The sequence below is a fragment of the Streptomyces fodineus genome, from assembly GCF_001735805.1.
Lineage (GTDB): Bacteria > Actinomycetota > Actinomycetes > Streptomycetales > Streptomycetaceae > Streptomyces > Streptomyces fodineus.
This window is the reverse complement of the sequence record NZ_CP017248.1, coordinates 1,793,451-1,815,320: the sequence shown is the minus strand read 5'-3', so window position 1 is coordinate 1,815,320 and position 21,870 is coordinate 1,793,451. Positions and strand designations below refer to the sequence as shown.

18 protein-coding genes and 3 pseudogenes are annotated in these 21,870 nt (G+C 70.6%); 12 read left to right on the top strand and 9 right to left on the bottom strand.

All coding sequences use genetic code 11. The features are described 5' to 3' along the window. Positions 1-28: 28 nt before the first annotated feature. Positions 29-946, bottom strand: a complete 918-nt coding sequence (locus BFF78_RS07295) for an alpha/beta fold hydrolase (protein WP_227025739.1) — start codon at positions 944-946, stop codon at positions 29-31. 659 nt (positions 947-1,605) lie between these two features. On the opposite strand from BFF78_RS07295, the gene BFF78_RS07285 reads away from it, so the two are divergent. Genes BFF78_RS07285 through BFF78_RS07275 form a run of 3 tightly spaced genes read left to right on the top strand, consistent with a single transcriptional unit; the run spans position 1,606 to position 3,865 of the window. Continuing rightward, on the top strand, positions 1,606-2,082 hold the full coding sequence (locus tag BFF78_RS07285; protein WP_069777532.1) for a hypothetical protein: 477 nt from the start codon (positions 1,606-1,608) through the stop codon (positions 2,080-2,082). A gap of 11 nt (positions 2,083-2,093) precedes the next feature. Then, entirely contained in the window at positions 2,094-3,380 is a 1,287-nt protein-coding gene (locus BFF78_RS07280) for an MAB_1171c family putative transporter (protein ID WP_099054832.1), read from the top strand. 32 nt (positions 3,381-3,412) lie between these two features. Then, positions 3,413-3,865, top strand: a complete 453-nt coding sequence (locus BFF78_RS07275) for an NUDIX domain-containing protein (protein ID WP_069777531.1) — start codon at positions 3,413-3,415, stop codon at positions 3,863-3,865. Positions 3,866-3,893: 28 nt separating this feature from the next. Here BFF78_RS07275 and BFF78_RS07270 read toward each other — a convergent pair whose 3' ends face one another. Next, positions 3,894-4,751 (bottom strand): helix-turn-helix domain-containing protein, encoded by an 858-nt coding sequence (locus tag BFF78_RS07270; RefSeq protein WP_069777530.1) that lies wholly within the window; start codon positions 4,749-4,751, stop codon positions 3,894-3,896. A gap of 291 nt (positions 4,752-5,042) precedes the next feature. On the opposite strand from BFF78_RS07270, the pseudogene BFF78_RS07265 reads away from it, so the two are divergent. From BFF78_RS07265 to BFF78_RS07250, 4 genes and pseudogenes are all read left to right on the top strand, one after another. Beyond that, a pseudogene (locus BFF78_RS07265) lies at positions 5,043-6,005 on the top strand (PP2C family protein-serine/threonine phosphatase); the annotation flags it as partial. Between the two features lie 250 nt (positions 6,006-6,255). Beyond that, the gene (locus BFF78_RS07260) at positions 6,256-6,933 is read left to right on the top strand and encodes a DUF429 domain-containing protein (RefSeq protein ID WP_069777529.1); all 678 of its coding nucleotides are present in this window, start codon (positions 6,256-6,258) and stop codon (positions 6,931-6,933) included. A gap of 349 nt (positions 6,934-7,282) precedes the next feature. Further along, positions 7,283-9,943: a SpoIIE family protein phosphatase gene (locus tag BFF78_RS07255; protein ID WP_227025738.1), complete on the top strand. Its 2,661-nt coding sequence runs from the start codon at positions 7,283-7,285 to the stop codon at positions 9,941-9,943. A 108-nt stretch (positions 9,944-10,051) separates the two neighbouring features. Further along, positions 10,052-11,248, top strand: coding sequence for an ABC transporter substrate-binding protein (locus BFF78_RS07250; RefSeq protein ID WP_069777528.1), 1,197 nt, complete (start codon positions 10,052-10,054; stop codon positions 11,246-11,248). On the opposite strand, the gene BFF78_RS07245 is transcribed toward BFF78_RS07250, so the two are convergent. Next, positions 11,222-11,452, bottom strand: coding sequence for a hypothetical protein (locus tag BFF78_RS07245; RefSeq protein WP_069777527.1), 231 nt, complete (start codon positions 11,450-11,452; stop codon positions 11,222-11,224). The two genes, BFF78_RS07250 and BFF78_RS07245, sit on opposite strands and share 27 nt — an antisense overlap. Continuing rightward, positions 11,449-12,084: a ParA family protein gene (locus tag BFF78_RS07240; RefSeq protein ID WP_227025736.1), complete on the bottom strand. Its 636-nt coding sequence runs from the start codon at positions 12,082-12,084 to the stop codon at positions 11,449-11,451. Before BFF78_RS07240 ends, BFF78_RS07245 begins: the two co-directional genes overlap by 4 nt. A 235-nt stretch (positions 12,085-12,319) precedes the next feature. On the opposite strand from BFF78_RS07240, the gene BFF78_RS07235 reads away from it, so the two are divergent. Then, entirely contained in the window at positions 12,320-14,065 is a 1,746-nt protein-coding gene (locus tag BFF78_RS07235; RefSeq protein WP_069777526.1) for a TIGR03767 family metallophosphoesterase, read from the top strand. Between the two features lie 80 nt (positions 14,066-14,145). Here BFF78_RS07235 and BFF78_RS07230 read toward each other — a convergent pair. Both BFF78_RS07230 and BFF78_RS42790 read right to left on the bottom strand, forming a co-directional pair. Then, positions 14,146-14,352 (bottom strand): annotated as a pseudogene (locus tag BFF78_RS07230) (hypothetical protein); the annotation flags it as partial. 1 nt (position 14,353) lies between these two features. After that, a pseudogene (locus BFF78_RS42790) lies at positions 14,354-14,500 on the bottom strand (ATP-binding cassette domain-containing protein); the annotation flags it as partial. A 299-nt stretch (positions 14,501-14,799) separates the two neighbouring features. On the opposite strand from BFF78_RS42790, the gene BFF78_RS07225 reads away from it, so the two are divergent. From BFF78_RS07225 to BFF78_RS07210, 4 genes are all read left to right on the top strand, one after another. Continuing rightward, positions 14,800-15,861, top strand: a complete 1,062-nt coding sequence (locus BFF78_RS07225; RefSeq protein ID WP_069777524.1) for a LacI family DNA-binding transcriptional regulator — start codon at positions 14,800-14,802, stop codon at positions 15,859-15,861. Between the two features lie 102 nt (positions 15,862-15,963). Next, positions 15,964-16,905 carry a heavy metal-binding domain-containing protein gene (locus BFF78_RS07220; RefSeq protein ID WP_069777523.1) on the top strand — a complete coding sequence of 314 codons (942 nt, stop codon included), beginning with the start codon at positions 15,964-15,966 and terminating at the stop codon, positions 16,903-16,905. Positions 16,906-16,918: 13 nt separating this feature from the next. Further along, entirely contained in the window at positions 16,919-17,779 is an 861-nt protein-coding gene (locus BFF78_RS07215; protein ID WP_227025735.1) for a heavy metal-binding domain-containing protein, read from the top strand. Positions 17,780-17,830: 51 nt separating this feature from the next. Continuing rightward, positions 17,831-18,268: a hypothetical protein gene (locus tag BFF78_RS07210; protein ID WP_069777522.1), complete on the top strand. Its 438-nt coding sequence runs from the start codon at positions 17,831-17,833 to the stop codon at positions 18,266-18,268. A gap of 153 nt (positions 18,269-18,421) precedes the next feature. Here the strand turns inward: BFF78_RS07210 and BFF78_RS07205 are convergent, their stop codons facing one another. From BFF78_RS07205 to BFF78_RS07195, 3 genes are all read right to left on the bottom strand, one after another. After that, positions 18,422-19,087, bottom strand: coding sequence for a class I SAM-dependent methyltransferase (locus BFF78_RS07205; protein ID WP_079161176.1), 666 nt, complete (start codon positions 19,085-19,087; stop codon positions 18,422-18,424). A gap of 89 nt (positions 19,088-19,176) precedes the next feature. Then, complete coding sequence (locus tag BFF78_RS07200; RefSeq protein WP_069777521.1) at positions 19,177-19,584, bottom strand: cobalamin B12-binding domain-containing protein; 408 nt, start codon at positions 19,582-19,584, stop codon at positions 19,177-19,179. Positions 19,585-19,612: 28 nt separating this feature from the next. After that, the gene (locus BFF78_RS07195) at positions 19,613-21,193 is read right to left on the bottom strand and encodes an acyl-CoA mutase large subunit family protein (RefSeq protein WP_069777520.1); all 1,581 of its coding nucleotides are present in this window, start codon (positions 21,191-21,193) and stop codon (positions 19,613-19,615) included. Between the last annotated feature and the right edge of the window lie 677 nt (positions 21,194-21,870).

Here is a 21,870-nt window from a genome sequence, read left to right as displayed (position 1 = left end):
CGGCGCGAGCAGTACCCCGACGGCGGAGTCACGAAGATGCCGCGATCGATGCCGCCGTAAGTCTGTCCACGGCCGTCGCGACCGCCTCCGGGCTGGAGATCATCGTCAGGTGCCGGGCGCCCGGGATGAGCGTCGCGGGTGGTGCGCCGATGCGCCGGGCGGTCTCCTGGGGCGTCTGCCGGGTGAACACGTCGTCCTGGGCACCGAACACCACCGACTTGGGCAGGCGCACCCGGGCGAGCCGAGCCACCTGGTCCGCCGGCAGCCCCGGCACCCCGGCGGCCAGCATGCTCCAGAGCGCGCTCTCCGCGCCCGGCACCCGCAGCGGGTGGCGCCACTGATCCAGACCGGCGGCGTCCAGGCGCGGACAGGCAGGCCCGCACTGGGCGTCGTACACGCTGCGGATCAACGCGTCGATGCCGAGCCCGAGCCGCAGCAGGCTGGTGCGGTACGGGTCGATCAGCACGTACTTGAGAGCGGGCGGCGGCCCGGCACCCGTGTCGAGGGCGTCGCCGTCGAGGAGCATCACACCCCCCAGCCTGCCAGGGGACCGCAACGCCGCCTCGGTGACCACGGCGGCTCCGCTGGAGTGCCCCACCAGCAGCGGGCGCTCGCCCGGTCCGCCGAGGTGCATGGCGTCCAGGAAGCCCAGCAGCTGCCGGGTGAAATGGCCGACGGTGTACGGGCCGTGACGCTCGCTGTATCCGTCGCCCGTCAGATCGAGCGCATACACCCGGTGGTCGCGGGCGAGCAGCGGGGCAAGGCGCGACCAGGTGTCCACGGATTCGAAGGCACCGTGCACCAGGACGACCGGTGGGCCCGCCGTACCCCAGGTCTGGTAGCGCGTGCGGATGTCGGCGGCCTGTACGTACCTGAGCCCGCGCGGTGGTGCGGCACGCCCGGCCGTGACGGCGTTGTAGACGAACGAGGCCGCCGTGACGGTCACGAGCACGACGGCACAGCCCAGCGCGGCGCGCCGCAGCCACCGCCGCAGCCGGGAGCGGCGTGGCCGGTGCGGGCGCTCGGCAGGGAGCGACGGCGGAGCGGATACCGGAGAGGCGCCCTCGCGCCCGGCTCCGGCTCCATCTCCAGCGCCGCCTCCATCTCCATCTCCATCTCCGGCATCGGCTCGGCGAAGATCAGCTGTCACAGCGCACAGCATCGCCCATGGCACACTCGCGGTCATCCTGCGGGGGGAGCCATCGTGACTACTCCGGCGGGTGTAGGGGAGTGCTGGGTGCACGGGCGCGCTGGGTGCGGGTTGGCGTTCTCTGCCTCTGAGTACGATCGTTGACATGCGCGGCTGACGCATTGCAAGATCCGGGCTGCGGAAGTGGCCGTTCCTGTAGCTCCATGCAGCCATTCGCTACACTCAGGGCCGAATGTCCACATTGCCCCTTTGAAGGGTGATGGGGTGGCGCCTATGTCATTCCGGGCACAACGGGGGCAATTTGATGATGTGAATCCTCAGGAATGGAGCCGCGGCGTGAGAGCGGAACTTGCGTGCGGATGATCGGGCGTGGAAGAAGAAGACAGGAGGCGGGTCAGGGAGTCCGGCGATCACGGCGTGCCCTGCGTCGCGAGACGGAGCTGATCGTCTCTTCCATGCCGCTGCCAGAGCCTTTCAACCTGGACCAACTGGTCCGGAACATGGAAGAAGCCCGGGGCCGACGGATCGTCATGAAACCTCTGCCGGACCGCATTGCCGGTGTCACCGGTATCTGTGGGCTGTATGTCCGGCATGACACCCGACCGCTCGATCTGATTTTCCACGTCAGCAGCGGTTCGCCTTGGCACGAGAGGCAGATCAAGCTGCACGAGCTGGTCCACTTGTGGGCCGAGGACTCCACCGGTGTCATCGGCACCGACGAGTTGCTGACCAACTTCTCGGCCGAGCGCGCCGAGCAACTGGTGGCTGCGGGGCGGGTCTCCGCCCGTCGGCGATACGAGACCTGGGTCGAACAGCGTGCAGAGGACGCGGCCGCGCTCATCAACCGGATGGCGCAGACCCAGCACACCATCGACGACCCGACCACGCGTAGCCTCGCCCAGGACTTCACCTACGGCAGGCCCAAGACTTGAAGGACCTGAACATGTCCGACCTCCTGGCCTACCTCATCGCGGGCCTGCTCCTCATACAAGCCGGCCTGAGAGCCAAGTCGGCCGTCAGGGGCCATAAACGGGACCGGTCGCTGTGGGGAGCCTTCGTGGCCTTCGCCGCCGCCTGGCTGAGCCGCACCACCGCGGGATATGCGGTGCTGGACAGCCTTGACCTGCCCGACCTGGCCTACTTCGTGAAGCACGTACTGTCGATCATCGGCATCTGTGTCATCCTCCGCTACGTCACGGCGGTCTACCGCACCGCCGGCCCGGACGGCGAGCGGTCCCGTGCCATCCGGCTGTCCGCCATCGTCCACCGCGTCGCCACCCGGGCTTCGGTGGCCACCGTCCTGGTGATGGCGGTGATCTTCTTCTTCCTCCTGGGCAAGCCCGACACCGCCACCCCCTACTTCATGGAGCGGCATCGCGGCGAGGCGGCCCTCGCCGTATACATGGGCCTGTTCTACCTGTACTCCGGCGTCGCGGCCGCGGTGTGCGCGGTGCAGTGGGGAGGTGCCGTCAAGGACGCACCGTTCCGCTCCCTGCGCAACGGCCTGCGGATGATGTCAACCGCCATGGTCATCACGACGATCTACTCGGTGCTCCGCATAGCCTTCCTCTTCGTCATCACCTTTTCCCAGGTTTCCGACGGCACGGAACACACCCAGGAGATGGTGACCGACACCCTCCTGTACATGTGCTTTCTGTTCTGGGGTCTCGGTGCCATCGCCCCGGCGACACACGCCGCACGCGAGCGGTACCACGCCCTGCGCAGCCTCGTCGTCCTCAATCCGCTCTGGCGACAGCTCGCACTGCGCTTCCCGGACGCCGTCCGGCACCGCCCCAGCACCTTTTTCACCCGCATCACAGCGAAGGCGGCACGACTCGACACCGTCCGCGATCTGCTCTTCAGCCCGGACCCGTCACTGCCGGCCCGCCTGGATCGATTCGCCATGGACATCCGCGATGTGATCTTCCTGCTGAGACAGCACGCGCCTGACGACCTCGCCGAGCGCGCCTTCGCGCGCGCCGAGGCCGACCTCAGGCCCCAGCACGCCACCGAGGTGCAGGCCGAAGCGCTCTGGATCCGCGCCGCACTGGCCATGGCCGATGAGCCCAAGCACGAGCCGGCCGGCGTGAGCGCGCCATATCCCTTCGCCCCAGGGGCTACGCCGCGCGAGGAGGTCACGCACCTGCGGGACCTGGCCTCCGCCTACAGGCTCACGACCCCCGCCGACGCCCAGAGCCTGCTCATCTGCCAGCCCACCGGCCGCAGTTGACCAACCGATACCGAGAACCCCGAGGTTTGCACATGACTCCCCCCAGCCCTGCCCGTCCCACGATGTCCGCCGCCGCACTCCTGCGGGACGGCGAGGGCCGGTTCCTGATCGTCAAGCCCGGCTACAAGCCAGGATGGAATCTTCCGGGCGGCGGCGTCGACGAGGGTGAGACGCCGGCCCAGGCGGCGCGCCGTGAGCTGCTGGAGGAACTCGGCATCGACCAGGCGATCGGGCAGCTCTTGGTGAGCGCCTTCGTCCAGACGCCGGCCGGTGGCCACATGTACTTCGTCTTCGACGGCGGAGTCCTCAGCGCAGAGCAATGCGGCGCCATCGTCTTGCAGGAGAGCGAACTGACCGCCTACCGGTTCAGCGCACCGGACGAGATCGGGCCGGACGAGATCCCGCCCGCCGTGCGGCCGGTCTGGCAGGCGGCGCTGGCGTGTCTCGCGGAGGGAAGCACCATGTACCGCGAGTTCGCGCGCTAGCCGGGAACGGAAAGCCGGGCGGCGAAACTCACCCGGGCAGGTCGGAATCAGGGCCGAGGATCTCGGCCATCGTGCTGCTGATGAAGTCCAGAAGTTCGGCTCGTGCGGCGGCGGGCATCTCGTGCTCGCCGCCGCGCGCCGCCTCCACCGTGAAACTGTTGCGGACGGCGCGCGTCGATACCACCAGTCGTTCGATCTGCGGATCCGGGCTGTGGAAAAACACTGACGGCACATCAAGGGCCAGTGCCAAGGCGTCCAGGATCTCGTCCGAGAGACGGGCGTACGTCCCCAGCCGCAGCGCTTCGACCAACGCCGCCGTGAGCACGGGCTTGCCGGCTTTGCGGTTCCCCTCGTCGGCGATCTCGGCGTCCGACGGCAGCGCGCCCTGGAACACCTCGTCCCGCAGGTGCGCGAGCTTGTGCGCCACCGCGGTCGCCGATGCCCCCACAGGGGCCGGCACCGGCACGAGGTGACCGAAGCTGCGCTTCTGAGCGGCGAGCAGTTCCGGCACGGTGACGCCGTACGCATGGGCGAGCGCCTGATGAAACGCCTCGGGCAGCGGCCGCTTGCCACGCTCGGCAGCGCGGACCGACATCGGTGACCGGGTCTTGGTGACCGCCACGGTGTCGGCCTGTGTCATGCCGGCGTCGCATCGCAGGTCGGCGAGGTTGGGCGGCTCCAGGCGCGGAAACAGGTCGTCGAGGTCCGCATCGAGTGCCGCGGCGATGCCGGGCAGCCGCTCGGGCGGGGGAGTGGCCTGACCGGTCTCCCAGCGCGACACGGCGTTGGTGCCCACACCCAGGACCGCACCCAGCTCGGACTGAGACTTGCGCAGGAGCACACGGCGGTTGCGCAGTTCACGGCCGTCGAAGGTGCGCTCGGGCATGCAGGTACTCCATGGGATTGGCGGGCGAACCCACTCTAGCCACTTGATCAGATCAGTAAAAGGGGATAGTTTCACCTTCTAGTGATCGGGGTGTGGTCGTTGCCGCCCACGGGGGTGGTGGCAACGACCGCGCCCACGCTCCCGGTCACCTCGAACAGCCGCCGAGTCGCTCAGAAGGCGTAGGCGGAAGGTGACCGCCCTGCAGCCCGGCCCCTTGGCGCGCGGCCCTCGCCGGATGGCGGGCCGTATTGCCGGGCGAGACCCGTAGAGGCGCCGGGCAGCCACCGCACCCCGGTGCTGATCACCCACCTGGCCGGCGGCGACCACGCCCGCATCGCCGCCGACTCGGAGAAGGCCGGCCTGCTCGCCCGGGCCGGTGTGCACACCGACATGGCCATACCGCTCATCGCCCGCGACAACGTCATCGGCGTCATGGGCCTGGCCCGCGCCCGCAACCCACAGCCGTTCGACGAGGACGACCTCGCCCTCGCCTGCGAGCTGGCCTCGACCGCCGCTCTGAGCATCGACAACGCCGTCCTGCACCAGCACATCCGCAGCGCCGCCGAGACCCTCCAGCGCAGCCTGCTCCCGCAGCTCCCACCCCGCCGTCCCGGCCTGGAGGTCGCCGCACGCTACCGGCCCGCGCACGCCTTCAGTCAGGTGGGCGGCGACTGGTACGACGTCATCCCCCTCGACGGTGACCGGACCGCCCTCACGGTCGGCGATGTCATGGGCAGCGGCATCGACGCCGCCACCACCATGGGCCGCCTGCGCACCGCCACCTCCACCCTCGCCGACCTCGACCTCGCCCCCGCCCGCGTCCTCACCCACCTCGACAAGATCACCCGCGGTCTCGACCCCTACATCGCCACCTGTCTCTACGCGGTCTACGCCCCCCACCACTCCCGGCTGCACGTGGCCTCCGCAGGCCACCTGCCCCCGGTCCTGATCCGGGCCGACCGGTCGCCCGCACTCCTGGACCTGCCCACCGGTCTGCCGTCGGGCGTCGGTGGTGTCCCCTTCGACGCCACCACGCTCGACCTGGAGCCCGACGACCAGCTTGTGCTCTACACCGACGGCCTGGTCGAGACCCGCGACGAGGCCATCGACGAACGTCTGGCACACCTCCTGAGCCTGCTGGCGGAGCCGTGCGGCACCGTGGAGGAGACCTGCGACCGGCTCCTGCGGCGGCTGCGGCACTCCGCCGGTCACGACGACGTCGCCTTGCTCATCGCCCGCGCCCAACGACTCTGACGCCGTAGCCCGGCACCGGCGGCGCGGCGGCTTCGTCAGGAGTAGGTCCAGCGCCGGCGACTACCGCTGGGGGGAACACGTGCGCTGGCGATCGGCGACGTCTTCAACTCCGTATGCGAATACCTCGCGTTGCCGAGCGAGCGGCTGGTCGACAACGTGCGCTCCGCCTCCCCTGCCGGGACTGCCGTACCGTTCATTGCCGGCGGCGGAGGTGCTGCCGCTTTCCGGTCCGAGTCGGTGTGGCGGTGAGATGGACGTCCTGGGGATCGACGCCTGTGCCAAGCAGGGGTGGGTGGGGATCCGGCTCACGGACGGCGTGTACGCGACGAGCCTGGTGGACGGCTCGCTCGGCACGCTGATCGACCGTGCCGGTGCGGTGGTGACGATCGCGGTGGACATGCCGCTGGGACTCGTGGACCAGGGCTGGCGTGCCGCTGATCGCGCGGCCAGGGCGCTGCTCGGGCCGCGACGCAGCAGCGTCTTCCCGATCGCACCGAGGCCGGTATGGCAAGAGCCCGACTATCCGGCGGCCGCAAGCCGGTGCCAGGTACTCACCGGGAGCGGACTGAGCCGGCAGGCGTGGGCGCTGGCACCGAAACTGTCCGAGGCCCGGGCGTGCTGGCTCGCCGATGAGCGCATCCACGAGGTGCACCCCGAGATGTCGTTCTACGCCATGGCCGGCCGGGCGCCACTGGCGTACGCCAAGAAGACCTGGCGCGGGCAGCACCTGCGCCGCGCCCTGCTGGCCGGGGCCGGGGTCGTGCTCCCGGACGAGCTCGGCGAGGCCGATCGGATCCCGGCGGACGACGTGCTGGACGCCGGTGCCGCCGCTTGGTCGGCGCACCGGATCGCGCTCGGGATCGCGGAGCGGGTTCCCGAGGTGCCCGAGCCGGACGCGGAGGGCCGGCTCGTCGAGATCCGGTACTGACCGCTTCTGCGAGCAGCCGGCCTCAGGGCGTCCTGCAGGGCCGGTAGCCGGCGGCTTCCCCGTAGGCGCAGCCGTTGACGCCCGTTCTCGCCGGTGGCCGTGTGGTCACCCACCAGCGTAAAAAGGTGGTATGCCCGGAATCCGGGGCCGATCGGTGCGATCGGGTCGCAGAGAGCCTCGCGTCCCGAGGAAGACCCATGGGCCCGGTACCGGTCCCCACTCCGCTGCCGCCCGAGCCGGCCCAGGTGTCCCGGGCTCTGCGGGCCACCCGGGGCGGCGGGCGCCCGGTCCGTCCGGTCAGGGAGGGGCGGCGCACAGGCCGCCGTGGCGGTTGCGCACCCTGCTGAGCGTGCGCAGCCTTGCCGGTGAGGTCTTCCTGCTGCAGCTGGTGATCGTCGTGCTGCTCGTCGCCGCCGCGCTGGCGGCGCTGGTGGTGCGCGCCCGGGACGACAGCATGGCGGCCGCCCGGAGCAAGACGCTCGCCGCGGCGCAGGGTTTCGCGAACTCCCCCGGGATCGTGGCGGCGCTGCGCGGCCCCGATCCGACCGCGGTGCTGCAACCGCGCGCCGAGGCCGCCCGCAAGGGCGCCCACGTCGACGCCGTCATCGTGTACGGGCTCGACGGCGTCACCCTCACCCACAGCGACCCCCGCCAGATCGGAAAACTCGTCATCGGGCCCTACGCCCAGGCGGCGCAGGGCCGGGCGTTCACCAGGACGTTCCACGGGTCGCTCGGGCTGTCCGTGGTCTCGGCGGTCCCGGTCCGGGACACCAACGGCTCGGTGGCCGCCGTCGTCGCCGTTCCCGTCCGGGTGGAGACGGTGCGGCACAGTGTGAACCGGCAGCTGCCGGCGCTGCTCGTCGGCGCCGGTGTCGCCCTGGTCGTCGCCGCGGGCGGGTCGGGCCTGGTGAGCCGCCTGCTGCGGCGGCAGACCCATGGCCTGGGCCCGGCCGAGATGACCCGGATGTACGAACACCACGACGCGGTCCTGCACACCGTACGGGAAGGAGTGCTGATCATCGGCGGTGACGGCCGTCTGCTGCTGGCCAACGACGAGGCACGCCGGCTGCTGGACCTGCCCGCTGATGCGGAGCGGCGCCACGTCACCGAGCTGGGACTGGCGGAGGACCTCGCCGGACTGCTGGCCTCCGAACGCCCCGCCACCGACGAGGTCCATCGGGCGTCCGACCGCCTGCTGGCGGTCAACAAGCGGCTCACCACACCCCGCGGACCCCCCGGCAGCGTGGTGACGCTGCGGGACACCACCGAGCTGCGCGCACTGTCCGGCAGGGCCGAGGGCGCACGGCAACGGCTGAACCTGCTGTACGACGCCGGGCTGCGGATCGGCACCACGCTGGATGTGAAGCGCACCGCCGAGGAACTGGCGGAGGTGGCGGTGCCCCAGTTCGCCGACGTCGTCACCATCGACCTGCTGGAAGAGGTTCTGCGCGGCAACGAGCCATCCCCGCGGAAAGCCGGGATGCGCCGTGCCGCGTTCGCGGGGCCGGCCGCGGATCGCCTCACCTTCCCCGTCCGCGCGGGGACGGGGGACGACCGCTCGGTCCTGGTGAAGGACCTCGCCGCCTGCGCCGACTGGCGGGAGACGGATCCTGAACAGGCCCGGCGGATCCTCGACCACGGCATCCACTCCCTGCTCGCGGTTCCGCTGCGGTTCCGCGGGGCGACGCTGGGCAGGGCGGATTTCTGGCGGGCGAAGGACTCCCCGCCCTTCGACGACGAGGACGTGGCCTTTGCCGAGGAAGTGGCCGCCCGGGCGGCGCTGTGCATCGACAACGCCCGCCGCTACACCCGCGAACACACGATGGCCGTCACGCTGCAGCACAGCCTGCTGCCCCGCGGGCTGCCCGAGCAGGCCGCCCTCGACGTCGCCTTCCGGTATCTGCCCGCCGAGCTCGGGGTCGGCGGGGACTGGTTCGACGTCATCCCGCTCTCCGGCGCCCGGGTGGCGCTGGTGGTCGGCGACGTCGTAGGCCACGGCATGCACGCGGCGGCGACCATGGGCCGGCTGCGCACCGCCGTGCTCAACTTCTCCGGCCTGGACATGTCCGCGGAGGAGATCCTGGACCGGCTGGACGAGCTGGTCGCCCAGCTCGACGCCGAAGGGACCGCCGGGCAGGAGGGGCCCGGGCTCACCGGGGCGACCTGCCAGTACGCCGTCTACGATCCCGCGACCGGGCGGTTGGACATCGCCACCGCCGGCCACCCGGGACCGGCACTGGTCCACCCCGACGGCACCGTGGACTTCCCCCCGGTGCCCGTTTCCCCGCTCCTGGGGCTGAACACCGGCCTGCCCTTCGAGAGCGCCGAGCTGACCGTGCCCGAGGGATCCCGGCTGGTGCTCTACACCGACGGCCTGATCGAGGACCGCTACCGCGACCTGGACGCCGGCCTCCAGGCCCTCCGGGAGGCCCTGGCCGGTCCTGACCGCTCCCCGGAGGGGACCTGCACGGCAGTGATGAAGGCCATGCTGTCCGACCGGCCGAGGGATGACATCGCGCTGCTGGTGGCCCGTACCCGGCGGCTCGACGCCACGCAGATCGCCGAGTGGCACGTCTCCCCGGACCCGGCGGAGGTGGGCCGGGTGCGTGCCGCCTGTGGCCGCCGGCTCGCGCAGTGGGGCCTGGAGCGGATCTCCTTCACCGCCGAACTGGTTCTCAGCGAGCTGATCACCAACGCCATCCGCTACGGCGGCGAGCCCATCACCGTCCGGCTGCTGCGCACGGTGTCCCGCGGCGGTTTCGCCGCGGACACCCTCATCTGCGAGGTTTCCGACGGCAGCAGCACCTCACCCCGGCTGCGGCGGGCGAAGGCCACCGACGAGAGCGGCCGCGGACTCTTCCTGGTCGCCCAGTACGCCGAACGCTGGGGCACCCGCTACACACGCGACGGCAAGGTCATCTGGACCGAACTGTCCCTCTCGCACGGCACCGCGGGCCCGGAGGAACTCGGCGAGATCCTGCTCGGTTCCTGGGACGAGCAGGCACTGTGAGCGTCGTCGGGATGGCCGGGGAGGCAGCTGGGTATTCTGGCGGAGATGACCGGTTGGTGGCGATTTTCGGTCTTTGGCGGCGCCCGTGGCGACGTCGTGTGCGGCGGCATGGCTGCACCGGTGTCTCGTTCCGGCGGCCGGAGGTGCTTGGCCGTCCTCGGCTGCCTCGCTCTCGCGGCACTGGGTGTCGGCGCATGCGAGAACAGGCCTCCCGCCAGGCCTGCGGGTCCCACGCGGGCGACGTCCGCCGCGGATGCGGGCGGCATGCACGTGCTGATCGCCGCGGCGAAGAAGGAGGGCGCGCTCCGAGCGATCGCGTTGCCGCGTGACTGGGCCGACTACGGCGGCCTGATCGACGGCTTCCAGAAGAAGTACGGGATCCGGGTCACGGTCGACCGCCCCCACAGTCACAGCGAGGACGAGATCGAGGCACTGCGGCGCGGGGACCACCGGCGGGACGCCCCCGACGTGATCGACGTGGGCGACACCTTCGCGCGGGCGGCGGCGAGAGGGAACCTGCTGGCGCCGTACAAGGTCGCCGCGTACGACGCGATCCCCGACAACCAGAAGGACCCACAAGCCCGCTGGTACAACAACTACGGCGGATACATGTCCATCGGCTGCGACGCCCGGCGCGTGGGGCACTGCCCCGGGACCTTCGCCGATCTGCTGAACCGCCGCTACAAGGGCATGGTGGCGTTGGAGGGCGACCCCACCCGGTCCGGCACCGCCTTCGACAGCGTCTTCGCCGCCGCGCTGGCGAACGGGGGATCGTTCGACAACGTCCAGCCCGGTCTCGACTTCTTCGCCGAGCTCAGCAGGCGCGGCAATCTCAACCCTGTCGCGTCGACCTGGGCAACCGTCGCGAGCGGCCGCACACCCATCACCATCAACTGGGACTATGTCAACCTCGACTTCGCCGACCGGCTCCGCGGCAAGGGCGTGAAATGGCGGGTCTCCATCCCCTTGGACAGCAGCTTCGCCCAGTACTTCGCGCTGGCGGTCAACAAGAACGCCCCGCACCCGGCGGCCGCCCGCCTCTGGCAGGAGTACCTGTTCAGCGCCGAGGGCCAGAACCTCCGCCTGCTCGGATTCGCCCGCCCGGTCCTCCTGGACACCATGAAGAAGGACGGCACCCTCGACAACGCTTCCGCCGCACGCCTGCCGACCGTCGAGGGAACCCCTCAATTCCCCACCGACGCCCAGCTCGAGCAGGCGAGGAAGACGGTCGAGCAGGGCTGGGCGAAGGCCGTCGCGGGCGGCGCACCCCGGGTCGGCTCACCGGCCCTGCCTCAGCGGTCGTAGGACCGCCTCGCCGGCGCGCATGAGCGCGGACAGCGGCTTGCCGGCCCAGCCGGTGAGGTCACGCGCGAAGGCGGGGTCCAGTTCGATGATCACCTTGAGGTAGCGGGTGTCCAGCCGGGTGACTCTGGTAGGGGCGGAAGCGGGGGCCGTCGTGTCCGGCCGGCGCTGCAGTGCGGCTCGATAGGTGTCCTTGCGCTGGTTCATGGCCCGTCCTGACGGTTGATGAGCTCCGCTGCGAGATCCATGTACGCCGTGCCCTTCACCTCGACGGGGCTGCCGAAGGACTGGGAGTACAGGTCGAGCCGCGGGATATGCGTGGACAACACGTCGAAACCCCGCTCGGTGAGGGCTTCGCGGGCGTCGGCGTCGGGACCGGTGCGCGTGGCCTCGGGACGATTCGTGCGGTTCAGCAGGACGGCGGCGCGGGCCGGGTGGGAGCGCAGGGACTGCATGTCATCCATTTCGCGGTCGATGGGCGCCATGCGGTCCAGCTCGATCGGGGCCGGGGTCACGGGCACGATCCACTCGCTCGCGTACCGCATGACGCCCCGGGCGATGTGGGCGTGGTCCTCCAGCTGCGGGGCGTCGAACACCACGGCCCGCCGGTTGTCGAGGAAGTCGTTCACCCGACGGTGTACGTCGCCCACCGGAAGGGCGAGCACGGGGAACGGAAAACCGCCCGCCAGTTCGCTCCAGCGCAGCGCGGAAGACGCGGGGTCGCTGTCCACCAGCAACGGCGACAGGCCCGACGCGTGCAGCGCGTGGGCCAGCCAGACGGCGCTGGTCGTCTTCCCCACTCCGGGTTTGAGGTTCACGAATGCATAGGTCAGCGGCACAGGAGCCGACGCTAACCGCCGAGCGCCGGTGCCCGCCGTTGACGCGGGGCCACCGTGCACGGTTCACCCGGCGGCGCCGGTGAATCATTCCGGCGGGCTAACCCTCGCTCCCTCTGTTTCCCCTCCGTTTCCCACCACACTCTGGACACACGACTACTCGTCAGTAAGGCTGGCGCGGCGGATGCGTCCGGCACTCGGGCGCGAGGCTCAAGTGCCGTCGAGGACAGGGGGATTGATGAGCGGGATCAGTCGGCGTCGGTTCGTGACCGGGATGTCTTCGGCGGCTGCGACGGCCGCGCTGTGGCCGGTGCTGACACCGGGCCGGGCGCTGGCGCAGGACGAGGCTCTGGCGGCCACGGCGGCGCGAGCCGTACGTATCGACGGCACCACCCTCGAACAGGCGGCCACGCCCGTCGGCGACGGGGCGTACAAGCGGCTGGTGGCGGGCCCCGGCTGGCCCCTGGTGGTGCGCGCCGAACTGGCCGGCGCGGCATCCGGGCGGGACGACCGCCGCACCGGGCTCGCCTCCTTCGTGCAGTTCACCGACCTGCATCTGACGGACACCGAGTCGCCGGTGCGCTTCGAGTACCTGGCACGGTTCATCGACAGCGCGCATCGCCCGCAGGAGACGCTCACCGTGAGGGGTGCCTCATCGCTCGTCGAGCGGGTGAACGCGGTGCGCCAAGGCCCGTACACCGGGCTGCCGTTCAGCCTGGTGATGGCCACCGGCGACAACACCGACAACCACGAGCGGATCGAACTCGACTGGTACCTGACCGTCATGAGCGGCGGCCGCATCACCCCGGACAGCGGCGACCTCGCGCGCTACGAGGGCGTGCAGAACTCCGGCAGCGCGCAGTACTGGAACCCCGAGGCGTCCCTCCAGGACGCCTACAAGGCCAAGGGACTGCCGCAGATACCCGGTTTCCTGTCCGGCGCGATCCGCCCCTTCGACGCGCCCGGCCTGAGCGTCCCCTGGTACACCACGGTCGGCAACCACGACGACAGCATCGAGGGCAGCCTGCCCGACCTCGGCCTGCTGGGCGACCTGTACACCGGCTCGCGCAAGGTCGAGGGCTGCGACGACGCGACCGCCGCAAAGCTGGCGGACGCCCTGCTGCACGACCCCGGCGAGGCCGTGATCCTGCTGAGCCGGCTGCTGGCCGACGGCGGCTCCATCCGCACCGTCACCCCCGACGAGCGCCGCCACCCGTTCACGCCCGCCGAGTTCGCCAAGGCCCACCTGAACCCCGCATACACCGGCGCCGGCCCTGTCGGCCACGGATTCACCCAGGACGCGGTCGGCAGCGGACACCTCTACTACACCTTCGACCTCGCCGACGGCGTCCTCGGTATCAGCCTCGACACCACGAACCGGGCCGGATTCGCCGACGGTTCACTCGGCACCGGACAGCTGAACTGGCTGGAGTCGGTCCTCAAGGCGCACAGCGGCCACTGGTACGACAGCGACGGCAAGGTAGTGCGCGGCGGATCCGGGGGCCGCCTCGTCGTCGTCTTCAGCCACCACACCAGTGGCACGATGGGCAACCTGCTCCCGGACCCGTACCACCCCTTCGAGGGCCGCCACAGCGGCGACGAACTGGTCGCGCTGCTCCAGCGCTTCCCGAACGTCGTGGCCTGGGTCAACGGCCACACCCACACCAACCGGATCATCCCGCACGGCCACACCGTCGCCGAGCGCGCCTTCTGGGAGATCAACACCGCCTCCCACGTCGACTACCCGCACCACGCCCGGATCGTCGAGATCGCCGACAACCAGGACGGCACGTTGTCGCTGTTCACCACGCTCATCGAGTCCGCGGCACCGTATGCGACCGACTTCACCGACACGTCCGACCGCGGCCTGGCCGCCCTCTACCGCGAGCTCGCCTACAACGACCCCTACGCCACCCCCGCCACCCGCATCGGCACCGCCGCCGACCACAACACCGAACTACTGCTGACCAAACCCGCAACGTAGCGGCGGCGGTGTGTTCAGGCCCCGGCGGCCGTCCGGTGGTAGGCGTGTCGCGCAACCACCGGACTCGGCACCGCGGTCAGCTACTTGATGTAGACGAGACCGTCCGTGGTGATGGTGGGACGGCCGCTGGTGCCGAGCACGACGATCTTGACGGTGTGCTTGGCGCCGCCGGACCAGGTCCTGGTCCAGATCGCCTGCCGGTACAGGGTGGTGGAGGACTTCAGGTCCACCGTGGCCGCCTTCGTGCCGTCGACGTACACGTACGCCTGGCCGGATCCGGCGGCGCGGCGTCGACTTGCCGGCGCCGTTCTCGCCGAGCAGCGCCACCACCTCGCCGGGGTGGACGGTCAGTTCGACGCCGCCGAGCGCCCGGACACCCGGAAACTCCTTGCTGATGCCCAGCATTCGCAGCAGGGCGGGCGGTGTGCCGCTCATGCCGCGCCGTCCGCGTTCATCCGCGCCATCGCAGACCTCCCTATGGTGCACAGGTTGTGCGAGAAATCGATTTCACAAATTCCCACACTGTCTTCTTTCAATGAAGGGTGTGATGGCCGAGTAGGGGCCTACACACAGTGGTAGGGGGTTCGGCCGGACCTTGAAATCCTTTTCAGCGAAACGTAGGGTTTGCCGCTGAAGGGTGTCAAGAGCCGCGTACGAGCCGGCCGCAGCGCGGCGGCATCGACCCGGCACCCCGCGCATGCGGCCCCTGGTGGCCATGAGGGGTCGGAGGACCTATGACGACGATCAATGACGTGGCCCAGGCCGCCGGAGTCTCCCCGGCCACGGTCTCCCGGGTCTTCAACGGCGGTCGCGTCACGGCCGAGCGCGCCGAACGGGTCCGGCGCGCGGCGGCCGAGCTGGGCTTCGCCCCCAACCGGGTCGCCCGCTCGCTGCGCATGCAGCGCAGCAGCGTCATCGGACTGCTCATCCCGGACATCGAGAACCCGTTCTTCACCGCGCTGGCCCGCGGCGTCGAGGATGCCGCCCAGCGGACCGGCCTCCCGGTGGTGCTGTGCAACACCGACGAGAACGTCGACAAGGAACGGCGCTACCTGCACATCGCGGTCGCGGAGCAGATGGCGGGCGTCATCATGGCCGCCGCGTCACGCAGCCGCACCGACCTGTCCGCCCTCGAAGGCCGCCGCATCCCGGTGGTCGCGGTGGACCGCCGCCTGCGCGGGGCCGAGGTGGACGCGGTACTGATGGACAACGAGGAGGGCAGCGAAGCGGCCACCGCGCACCTGCTGGCTCGCGGCTACCGGCGGATCGCCTGCATCACCGGCCCGCAGGGCGCCTCCACCTCCCAGGAGCGGCTGGCAGGCTACCGGCGGGCGATCCAGGACTTTCTGGACGACGACCCGGGTACCGCTGCCCAGGACGTCGACCTGCTGCGCGACTACACCCGGCACGCCGACTTCAAGGTCGAGGGCGGGCGCAGGGCCATGGCCGACCTGCTCGCGGCGCCGCAGCGGCCCGACGCGGTCTTCGCGGCCAACAACCTGATGGCCGTCGGGGCGCTGCAGGCGGTGCACGAGGCCGGCCTGGAATCACCGCAGATCGGCGTGCTGTCGTTCGGCGAGGTGCCCTGGGCGCCGCTGGTGCGGCCCAGCCTGACCACGGTGCAGTTGCCCTCGTACGACCTGGGGTGGACAGCGGCCAACCTGCTGCTGGACCGCATCGCCGGGAAGCGTGACCCGCTGCGCACCGTGGTGCTGCGCAGCTCCCTCCTGGTCCGGGAGAGCACCGCCGGTCCGACGACCGGCCACCGCTCCCGTGCGGCGGGCCGACGGCAGTGAGGCGACCGCTTCGAGGACGGCGCCCGCCACCGGTGAGTCCGCCGGGCATAGACTCGACCCGCTATGCCCTTGGGCAGGACACGAGGCGGGAAGTTGGTGTCCATGAGCGGGGAATGGACGGGAGCCGGGCTGCCTCCGGCGGCAGCCGCGCGCATCGCGGAGGTGCGCGGCAGCGGAACGTGGTCCTCGGCACTGTCCACCGGTGAGTTCGCCGCCCTGCGCGCCGTGGGGTTCGAACCGGTGGGTCAGGTCATGGGGTCGGCCGTCTACCACGTGGGCCGCCGCGGCCGGTACTGGGGCTATCACGACTGTTTTTACGGGGGCATGCAGTACGCCTTCAGCAGCGCCCCGGCGCCCGTAGCCCTCTCCGGAAGGGGTGCCCCGTCCGCCGCGCTCGTCGAAGTGCTCGACCGGGCACGCCGCTCGGCCCTCGACCGGATGACCGCGGAGTGCTCGGCCCTCGGCGGCGACGGCGTCGTCGCGGCACAGCTGACGGAGGCGCCCTTCGCGGCACAGCCCAACTGCCTGGAGTTCAAGGTGATCGGGACCGCGGTGCGTGCGGCGGGAACGGTACGGGCACCGCAGCCGTTCACCTGCCACCTCGACGGCCGGGGCTTCGCGAAGCTGGTGACCGCGGGCTGGGTCCCCGTCGAGCTGCTGTACGGGATGTCCGTCGGCGTGCGCCACGACGACTACACCACCCGCGCACAGACGCGCTCGTGGAGCAACACCGAGGTCAGCGGCTGGAGCGAGCTCGTCCAGGCCGTGCGCTGCGACGCCCGTGCGCACCTGCGGGCGCAGAGCGGGCGGCGGGGCGGCGACGGCGTGATCCTCTCCACGGGCGACCTGCGCATCTGGGGCGAACCCTGCATGCGAAGGAGCAACGACGACCAGCAGGACCATGTGGCCGAGGCGACGCTGGTGGGCACCACCGTCGCCCGCTTCACGGCACGCGAGGAGCCGCCCCGCACACTCACCGTGATGCCGCTCGACCCGGAACGACGCCGGCGGGCCATGCGTCGCACCGCCACCGACATGCGATGAGGGGAACCCGTTCATGACCGTCTTCAACCCCGCCGACGGCACTCCTGAGGGAATGTCCGCCCAGGGCGTGCCAGCCGACGCGATGCGGCGGCTGGCCGAGCTGCAGCCGGGCAAGCCGGGTTCGATCTTCACCAGCGACCTGTCGGTCAATGAGTTCCTGCTCGTGCGCGAGGCGGGATTCCGGCCCATCGGCCTCGTACTGGGCAGCTCGATCTACCACGTGGGCATCCAGCTGGGCCGCTGGGGCAAGAACCAGGAGCTGACGACGCTCAGCCAAGCCATGTACCACGCCCGCGAGCTGGCCATGACCCGCATGGAGGCGGAGGCGGCCCAGCTGGGCGCGGACGGCATCGTCGGCGTGCGGCTGAGCGTCGAGGCCCGTGAATTCGGCAGCGACATCGCGGAGTTCATCGCGGTCGGCACCGCCGTCAAGGCCGATCACCCGGCGCCGGGCGGCAACGGCGGCAGCTGGCGCAACGTCAAGGGCCAGCCGTTCACCTCGGACCTCAATGGCCAGGACTTCTGGACGCTCATCCGCGCCGGCTACGCCCCGCTCGGCATGGTGATGGGCACCTGCGTCTACCACATAGCGCACCAGCGGATGGGGCAGATGTTCTCCAACCTCGGCAAGAACGTGGAGATCGAGCAGTTCACCCAGGCGCTGTACGACGCGCGGGAGCTGGCGATGGCGCGGATGCAGCACGAGGCGGAGGAGCTTCGGGCGGAGGGCGTCGTCGGCGTGCAGCTCAATGCGCACAACCACCGCTGGGGCGGTCACACCACCGAGTTCTTCGCGATCGGCACGGCCGTGCGGCCCCTGCGCGAGGACCATGTCATCGAGCGCCCGACGATGGTGCTCAGCCTGGACGGCTGAGCACCCGGCCCAGCAGACTCGGATCAACCGCACACCACGAGAGGCCCCGCGATGACCTCACCACACGACCCCGTCCCGTTCGAGCCCGGCGCGGAATCGGACTCCATCGACCTGCTGACGGCCGCGCTCCGCCGGGACGCCGCCGACCTGGAGGTCTACGCCCGGGTGCTCGGCGGGACGCTCGCGGAGGCGCTGCCGCCGGGTTCCGTGTCCGTCGAGCGCAAGCGGGGCATGGCCGACCGGCTCGCGGGGCGCGAGGGCCGCGTCGAGCGGGTCGAGGTCTTCCTCGGCGAGCAGCGTCTCGTGCTGGACCTGGCGGGCGGGCATCCCAAGGGCGAGGTGTGCAAGGAGGTCCGCGGCGTGGTGCTCTCGCGGCGCCCGGTGGCGCTCGACGAGTGGGTACGGGAGCTCGCGGTCGCGGTCGCGGCCCGCGCACGGTCCGACGCGCGGGCCCGGGCGGCGCTGGAGCGGCTGGTGCGCGGCGCGTAGGGACGCCGCCTCCCGGCCACGGACCGGAGCCGGCGGACCTCACCGCCCGGCAAGTCGACGACCTTGCCGCGGCGCTGGGGGAGGGGGCCACGGAGTGACGAGGAAGCACGAAGGCGTCGGTGGTCTCGGCACGGGGTGACCCCGGTCAGGGGGTCAGGGGACGTCGGCCTCGAAGAGCGCGGTGCAGCCGTGGACGGAGAGCTTGTGGGCGGGAAAACGGGCGGCCAGCTCCGTGCGCAGGTCCTCGAGGCTGTCCTCGGCGTTGTGCATCACGCCGCGCCAGTTCCACGCCGAGAAGGCGGCCCGGGCAGCCGTCCCCACCGGTACGCCTTTGCTGAGCACGGTCGCGCCGAAGACGCGCCCACCCGGCCGTACACAGGCCGCGACGTGGTCCAGCACCTTGGCCTTCTGGCGAATGGTGCCGGGCACGCAGTGCAGCAGGAAGTTCGTCGACGCCGAGCCGAAGGCCGCCTTGGGAAGCGGGAGCGGTTCCAGCGCGTTGGCCCGGACCGTCCTGACCTCGAAGCGGGCCAGGCGCCGGGCCGCGTGGCGCAGCGAGTGCTCGTTCAGGTCGGCCAGGGTGATGGCCTGCCGCGGTGCCGTACGGCAGTGGTCCAGGAAATAGCCGGTGCCCACGCCGACGTCCAGGTGGTCCGGGGAGATGTTGCGGTCGAACATGGCGACCACCTCGGACACCGGGACCCGGAAGAGGAACCGGCAGTTGATCTTGAAGGCCACCAGGTCGTACATGGCCAGGGTCGACGGCCGGTACATGGCCTGGCCGGCGTGCACCTGGTCTGAGAGGGGCGACGCGGTCACGTGGAACCTCCGGCCGGGGGGGGCGAATGCGGCTGGGCACGACTATACGGGGCGGAAGTGCCCCGCGCCCGGCAGCAGTTGGCGCGCCGTCAGGATCGGTGCCTGCCCTCGGCCCGGTCGCGGAGCCAGTCCACGATCCTGCCGGTCGGCGTTCCCGGAGTGAAGATCTCGGCCACCCCCAGCTCCTTGAGCGGTGCGATGTCCGCTGCCGGAATGATGCCGCCGCCGAAGACCTCGATGTCCGCCGCGTCGCGTTCCCGCAGCAGTTCGATCACCCGGGGAAAGACCGTCATGTGTGCCCCGGACAGGACGGACAGCCCGACGAAGGCGGCGTCCTCCTGGATCGCGGTGTTCACGATCTGCTCGGGCGTCTGATGGAGACCGGTGTAGATGACCTCCATCCCGGCGTCGCGCAGGGCCCGTGCGACCACCTTCGCCCCACGGTCGTGGCCGTCGAGGCCCGGCTTGGCCACGACGATCCGGATCTGGTCGTGCATCGTTGTGTCACCCTTTCCCACTGCGGGTTCAGAAGGCATCGGTGGGCACGTACGTGCCCCACACGTCACGAAGCGCGTCGGACACCTCGCCGACGGTGGCGCCGGCCGCGAGGGCGTCCTTCATCGGGTACAGGACGTTGTCGGCGCCCTCGGCGGCCTTCCTCAGCCGGGTGAGCGCCTCGTCCACACGCGAGCCGTCCCGCCAGGCGCGCAGCTTGCACAGGCGTTCGGCCTGCTGGGCTTCGATGGCCGGGTCGACCCGCAGCGGCTCGTACGGCTCCTCCTCGTCCAGCTGGAAGCGGTTGACGCCGACGACCAGCCGCTCGCCGCCGTCGGTCTCCTGGGCGATGCGGTAGGCGTTGCGCTCGATCTCGTTCTTCTGGAAGCCGCGTTCGATCGCGGCGACCGCGCCGCCGAGGTCCTCGACCTTGCCCATCAGCTCCAGCACCGCGGCCTCGATCTCGTCGGTCATCCGCTCGACGGCGTACGAGCCCGCGAAGGGGTCCACCGTGGCCGTCACGTCGGTCTCGTGGGCCAGGACCTGCTGGGTGCGCAGGGCCAGCCGGGCGCTCTTGTCCGTGGGCAGCGCGATGGCCTCGTCGAAGGAGTTGGTGTGCAGGGACTGGGTGCCGCCCAGCACCGCCGCCAGCGCCTGGACGGTGACGCGGACCAGGTTGACCTCCGGCTGCTGGGCCGTCAGCTGCACGCCCGCCGTCTGGGTGTGGAAGCGCAGCATCATCGACTTGGGGTTCCGTGCGCCGAAGTCCTCCCGCATCACCCGCGCCCAGATCCGGCGGGCGGCACGGAACTTGGCGATCTCCTCCAGGATCGTGGTGCGGGCGACGAAGAAGAAGGACAGGCGCGGGGCGAAGTCGTCGACGTCCATGCCGGCCGCCACCGCCGTACGGACGTACTCGATTCCGTCGGCGAGGGTGAACGCGATCTCCTGCGCGGGGGACGCGCCCGCCTCGGCCATGTGGTAGCCGGAGATCGAGATCGTGTTCCACTTCGGGATCTCGGCCCTGCAGTACTTGAAGATGTCGGCGATCAGCCTCAAGGACGGCTTCGGCGGGAAGATGTACGTACCGCGCGCGATGTACTCCTTGAGTACGTCGTTCTGGATCGTGCCCGTCAACCGCTCGGCCGGGACGCCCTGTTCCTCCGCCACGAGCTGGTACAGCAGAAGCAGTACCGCGGCCGGTGCGTTGATGGTCATCGACGTGGACACCTGGTCCAGCGGGATGCCGCCGAACAGCACCCGCATGTCGTCGATCGAGTCGATCGCCACGCCGACCTTGCCGACCTCGCCATGGGCGAGGGGCGCGTCGGAGTCGTGGCCCATCTGGGTGGGCAGGTCGAAGGCGACCGACAGCCCCGTGGTGCCGTTGGCGATCAACTGCTTGTAGCGGGCGTTGGACTCGGCGGCCGTGCCGAAGCCGGCGTACTGCCGCATCGTCCACGGACGGCCCGTATACATCGACGGGTAGACCCCGCGGGTGAAGGGGTACGAGCCGGCCTCGCCGAGCCGTGTCGCGGGATCCCATCCGGTGAGCGCGTCGGGTCCGTAGACCGGCTCGATGGGAATGCCCGACTCAGAGTTGCGCACCATGGTGCCTTGCCTCCATGAGTATTGCTCCCGTTGATGATCTCGAGGTAGGTGCGTCGGCCTCGCCGAAGCGGAGAAGCGAAGGGCGTGGTGTGCCGGGGGAGGCGGGGGAGACGCCCTGAGCGGTGCCGGCGCGCTGGGGCGGCGTGGTGGGTGCGGACCGGCAACCGCTCGCAGCCACGGGGGAGTTGGCGGGCGGCGCGGTGGCCGGCCGGCTCTGGACAGAGCCGTGCTCATCAGGCGGGGGACGACGTCGGCGGGGTATGCCGGTGACCCGAAAGCGATTTCCTCGCCGGGTCGACGCCGTCGGAATCCCAAGTTCCGAAATTCCGGCACGGGAAAGGGTTTGCCGTTCCTGGAAGATAGAAGGCCGTGATCGTGCCCGTCAATAGGTGACGGGTGGGTGCGAAAAATCCCGCCTAAGTTACTTGCCGGAAAACAAGTTGGGGATGCGGGGCCGCTCGCGAGGGCGACGGCCGCGGTCGCCCTCCGCATCATGCGGCTCTGCCGTCCTTCGGGGGCCGGTCATGTAATAGAGCGGTAACCGATACAAGGTTGAACCTATTTTGGATAGTGGTTGCCTGCGGCGCCCATAGCTGAACCTTGGTCACCTTTCAGTTCGTTGAACGATGAAGTAAAGGCTTGTTTCCAACCTGGGACAAGGGCGCGTCCGACCTTGA